Consider the following 4,514-nt stretch of genomic DNA (forward strand, 5'->3'; position numbering starts at 1 on the left):
GAAGATCTGCAATGAAATTGCACACAAATTAAATACGCGCCCACGCAAAAGACTTGGGTATAGAACACCAACGGAGTATATTCATGCGCATCTGTAGAAAGTGTCGCACTTCAAACTTGATACTAAGATAATAACTCTCAAAATCGGGTAATGTGAGACCCAGGCTTTAGCTGCAACTAAAGCTTTCCATGTAGTAGTTCGATTGAACGCTGGCTCCTCTATCGAGAGACCGATAACAAACGAGAACACTACATAGGACTCCAAGCATGAACCTCGAATAGTCGACTGGGTCTCGAACCCGCATTACGCAAGCATGAGTTAGCTTATTATGAATACGAAAATGAAGCAAAGTATCAACGTCGGAGTTGATACAGGGAAAACACAATTAGATATCCACATCAGACCGTTAGACATCTTGTTCTCGGTTGAAAATACCGACAAAGGCATCAAAGAAGCACTGAGAGTCATAAAACAACACAAACCTGAACGCATCGTAATTGAAGCCACTGGTCGTTTAGAAATGCCATTTGTACTCGCTTGTGCTGAGGCCAATTTACCCATTGTCCGTGCCAACCCTGTACATGTTAAACGCTTTGCTGGAGCGATTGGGCGCAGAGCCAAGAATGACCGTTTAGACGCAGAGTTGATTGCTCATTATGGCGAAGCCATCAAGCCAACCCTGACTGTCATCAAGGCAAAAAACATACGCTTAATGAGTGACTTAGTAATCCGACGCAATCAGTTATTATCCATGCAGACGATGGAAAAAAACCGAATTCAGATACTCCCAAAATCTCTTCACTCGACCATCAAGCCGATACTAACGGCAATGAAAAATCAAATCACAAAGCTCGAAGAAAAACTCGTTAAACTAATTGAAGATAGCCCTGAATACCAAGCCAAAAACACTATCTTGCAGAGTATTCCTGGAATAGGAAACATTGCAGCGGCCTCAATTATAAGTAATGTCCCTGAACTCGGTTATATCACCAATAAACAAGCCGCTTCTTTAATTGGTGTCGCACCAATCACACGAGAAAGTGGACGCTACAAAGGCAAAAGAGTCATCCAAGGTGGGCGAGCTCAAGTGCGGACGGTTTTATACATGGCAATGATGTCAGCCATGCAATGCAACCCTGTTTTTAAGGCGACTTACACGCGACTTGTTGACGCAGGAAAACCCAAAAAAGTAGCCATTATCGCGTGTGTTAGAAAGATGGTAGTTATCCTAAATTCGATGCTACGAGATGGCGTCATATGGGATGAAAATACAGCTAAAAAATAGTTATTGACACCATAGTCGTTTGTTAGGCAAATTGCTCCATTATTTTCGAATCAACTTTACGTGTTTGTTCAGCAACATGAGCATACAACTCACTAATTAAACTAAATAGCTCCTCGAAACTATGTGACCATGGCGCTGAGTACTTGCTAGTTGGCACAAACACTTCTGAGAGGCTTTCGTGTTTGACAAAGTAAACCTCTGCCTGCTCACAAGCCGAGTTATCTGCATGAGCGATATAAGTATTTCTCATTTTGTACACATGGTCATGAAGCATCAGCAGTTCAGGAGCATATTTGTATACTCGCTTTGCATCTAAAGATAACCCTCGTACAGCACCACTAGCAAAACATTTACTGTAGGTAATCACAAAGGCTTTGTATAAATGACTAGACAAGTCTTCATGATTTCTCATTGAATTAAGTATTTCGTGACATTCTCTTATATCAGCAAGTATTAGTTGAAGTGATGCTCGTCGTTTCGCGATATGACCTGAAACTTCAGATAGTTAACAAGCTCTCCCGTCAAAATATGCTTTGTAAGCTATCTCTGTTGAACCCTCTAGAGCAATAATTTCGTACTTAAATTCTGACATAGTTCATCCATTTGCCTAACGCCCAATTAAGGGGTGAGCAACGCTACCACCTTACCTAACGCATTGTACCGTAAACACTAAATTTGAAGTAGATACAAAAATGACAAGCGTTGGGAATCCCTCTTAAATTGTTTGTTATGTGAATTTAGCTATGAATTCAAAGTAAACCACCGTAGAAATGAAGAGATTTTAATAAGTTACGTGAAAAACCAATCCTTACCAAAACCTAAATTTCACAGCGATCTTAGCCGAAGAAAGCCACTTACAGAATCAACAACAAAGAAAGCACCCTTTCAGCCACAACAAAACCTTTTGCTTCACCTGGCTTTCAGAGCTGAACTTCAGCAAGTGAATCAGTCAAAAAAGCATTTCAATTTAAGCGATTTGAAACTGACGAAACTCAACACAAACCAGATCCAAAACTTAATTGAGGCAACCCAAGAACCTTGAAAATGATCAATCTCAGATTGTTCAAGAATCCATTTCGACCAAGCCAACTTGCCGAAAACACGGAACGAATTCTCAATGAAATAGTAGAATTCACCTCAAAAATTCATCCAACACATAACGCCCAATTAAGTGGTGAACAACGCACTGGCCAAGCCGCTGCATTGCACCGTAAAACACTTTACCTGACGCATAGTAAAACTGCTACGCGTTGAGAATCCACTTGAATTGTTTGTTATATTCGTAGCCTATTGATTAAAAAGCTGTTCTACCGTTTTCATTGGTAAGAACATACGAATACGCCCATTATGTTCGCACAACACTTCAAAACCGAACTTCGTATAGAACGCTTGAGCGGAGTCTGTCAGACAGTCCACAACAATTGCGTATACCCTCATGTGATGATTCACTTCCCACAAGTACTTCAGTGCGCGAATTAGACTAATTTTTCCGAGCCCTGAGCCATGAAACTCTTTGTGCACAGCTAATTGAGCCAAAAGAAAAACAGGGATTGGATACCTAGGAAGTTTCTTTGCTAGTTGTGCCGGCAATGTTTCTCGACTGATTGAACTCGGTGCAACACTATAAAATGCACAAATAGCGAATTTTTGATTTAACAATGGTTGAGCACTAGGTAAAACCATTGTTCGGCTAATACCTGCTTGCATGTGCTTTGCAGCTTGAGTTTTGATAAATGTGTTTAGCTCTTGCTCACCACAGTCAAATGAGTCGCGATCATGCTTTGATTTACTAAGTTCTACAAACTCTTTACCCCAACTCACTTGATACCACTCTTATCTGTAAATTTAACCGCTTCGAGCAAAGCTTGATTCGGTGTTTTTACTTTATTACACGCAGCCATAAACTCGTCAAAAACACTGTCTTTAACCACAATACTTTCGTGCTCCTCAATAACATGAGTCGCATCTTCGTCCATAAGTCTCACTACATATTCAGTGAGACTTTTTAAACCAAGTAAAGCCGATGCTTTTTCGGCTTTTGCCTTGATCTCTTCATCAAGGCGGATATCTAAACGTGCCGTGGCCATAACCCCTCCTGTGTACGGATACATTCCGTAACCTGAGAGATTATAGTCCAAACTTAAAGTACATTCAATTCGTACGGAAAGTTTACGGGACGATGGAGAATATAACGCCCTGTTAAGGTGTGAGCAACGCAATACCAAAGCTACCGCATACCACCATAAACACAAAACGCAACGCATAGCAAAAATGCCACGCGTTGCGAATCACTCTTAAACAGATTGTTAAGCCTCAGCGTCATGAGCTTCACTGTCTGTGATTTCTGGCTCAGTAACACTTTTAAGTAAATACCGTATAGGCTTACTGACTATAGTTTTTAGTTTCAAAGCTCTAGCTGTAAAAGAGTCCATTTTGTCAATCAACTCCCCCAAACGTGTAAGAACGTCTTGGTTTTCATCAGCAGCATTACGAAGTTCTTCTTGATTGGCTACCACAGCACCAATTGTACCTTGCAGTGCATCTTTTAGACCTTTCGCACCTTTTATCTTGTACATTGATATAGCATTTCGAAGTCGCTCAACTTCCTCTAATAACGCAAGTCGCAACGCGTCTGGTAAATTGGAAGAATACACAGTATCGAACAATGCTTCGATTTTTTCGATTATGTTTTTTAGCTCTTCTTCAGAAAGGCTGTCTTCAGCATAAAAACGAGAAAGTTCTTCTGCGCAAAATTGCAACCTTGTTAATGCTTCGTCAGACAAGTGAACTTTTACATTATTCCAACTCGCTGACAGATTAAGAGGAATCAAAGCCCTTTCGACACGACTAAACGAGCTTAGATATAAATCGTGATTTAAACCCTCTTTCATTTTGATTAAAGACTGAATCTGATGAGTCAAAGAATACAACTCCACAACTGCTTTGGTTACTTCAGCATCATTTGGTTCGACGTTTAGCGCATAAGCCCAAACATCTCTCACTGTTTTTTTGTCAGACTGTTCTTTCGCCGTTGCTAATATTTTATGCAACCTACCTGCTGGATTTGTTTCATCGATCAACTTAATTATCTCCTTTGAGGCTTAACGCCCAATTAAGTGGTGAACAACGCACTGACCAAGCCGCCGCATTGCACCATAACACACTTTACCTAACGCATAGTAAAACTGCCACGCGTTGAGAATCCACTTGAATTGCTTGTTATGTGAAT

At 40.6% G+C, this 4,514-nt stretch carries 6 protein-coding genes; 2 read left to right on the forward strand and 4 right to left on the reverse strand.

The features are described from left to right. Nucleotides 1-328: 328 nt before the first annotated feature. Nucleotides 329-1,285 carry an IS110 family RNA-guided transposase gene (locus tag HGG78_RS18395; protein ID WP_172533774.1) on the forward strand — a complete coding sequence of 319 codons (957 nt, stop codon included), beginning with the start codon at nucleotides 329-331 and terminating at the stop codon, nucleotides 1,283-1,285. 22 nt (nucleotides 1,286-1,307) lie between these two features. Here HGG78_RS18395 and HGG78_RS18400 read toward each other — a convergent pair whose 3' ends face one another. After that, a complete protein-coding gene (locus HGG78_RS18400) occupies nucleotides 1,308-1,697 on the reverse strand; it encodes a hypothetical protein (protein WP_254068261.1) in 390 nt (129 codons plus the stop codon). A 632-nt stretch (nucleotides 1,698-2,329) separates the two neighbouring features. Here HGG78_RS18400 and HGG78_RS18405 point away from each other — a divergent pair. Next, nucleotides 2,330-2,539 carry a hypothetical protein gene (locus HGG78_RS18405; protein ID WP_172533773.1) on the forward strand — a complete coding sequence of 70 codons (210 nt, stop codon included), beginning with the start codon at nucleotides 2,330-2,332 and terminating at the stop codon, nucleotides 2,537-2,539. Nucleotides 2,540-2,572: 33 nt separating this feature from the next. Here the strand turns inward: HGG78_RS18405 and HGG78_RS18410 are convergent, their stop codons facing one another. From HGG78_RS18410 to HGG78_RS18425, 3 genes are all read right to left on the reverse strand, one after another. Continuing rightward, complete coding sequence (locus tag HGG78_RS18410; RefSeq protein ID WP_010320665.1) at nucleotides 2,573-3,106, reverse strand: GNAT family N-acetyltransferase; 534 nt, start codon at nucleotides 3,104-3,106, stop codon at nucleotides 2,573-2,575. Continuing rightward, nucleotides 3,103-3,372 (reverse strand): type II toxin-antitoxin system TacA family antitoxin, encoded by a 270-nt coding sequence (locus HGG78_RS18415; protein WP_038964901.1) that lies wholly within the window; start codon nucleotides 3,370-3,372, stop codon nucleotides 3,103-3,105. Before HGG78_RS18415 ends, HGG78_RS18410 begins: the two co-directional genes overlap by 4 nt. A gap of 219 nt (nucleotides 3,373-3,591) precedes the next feature. Next, nucleotides 3,592-4,365 carry a hypothetical protein gene (locus HGG78_RS18425; RefSeq protein WP_133280319.1) on the reverse strand — a complete coding sequence of 258 codons (774 nt, stop codon included), beginning with the start codon at nucleotides 4,363-4,365 and terminating at the stop codon, nucleotides 3,592-3,594. Nucleotides 4,366-4,514: the final 149 nt, after the last annotated feature.

Origin of the sequence: Vibrio aestuarianus (assembly GCF_012395185.1) — a bacterium.
Taxonomy (GTDB): Bacteria; Pseudomonadota; Gammaproteobacteria; order Enterobacterales; family Vibrionaceae; genus Vibrio; species Vibrio aestuarianus.

What these genes read in the sequence shown, in the direction of transcription:
- HGG78_RS18395 (WP_172533774.1), top strand. Translation starts at nt 329, where the DNA reads ATGAATACGAAAATGAAGCAAAGTATCAACGTCGGAGTTGATACAGGG.
- HGG78_RS18400 (WP_254068261.1), bottom strand. Translation starts at nt 1,697, where the DNA reads ATGAGAAATCATGAAGACTTGTCTAGTCATTTATACAAAGCCTTTGTG.
- HGG78_RS18405 (WP_172533773.1), top strand. Translation starts at nt 2,330, where the DNA reads ATGATCAATCTCAGATTGTTCAAGAATCCATTTCGACCAAGCCAACTT.
- HGG78_RS18415 (WP_038964901.1), bottom strand. Translation starts at nt 3,372, where the DNA reads ATGGCCACGGCACGTTTAGATATCCGCCTTGATGAAGAGATCAAGGCA.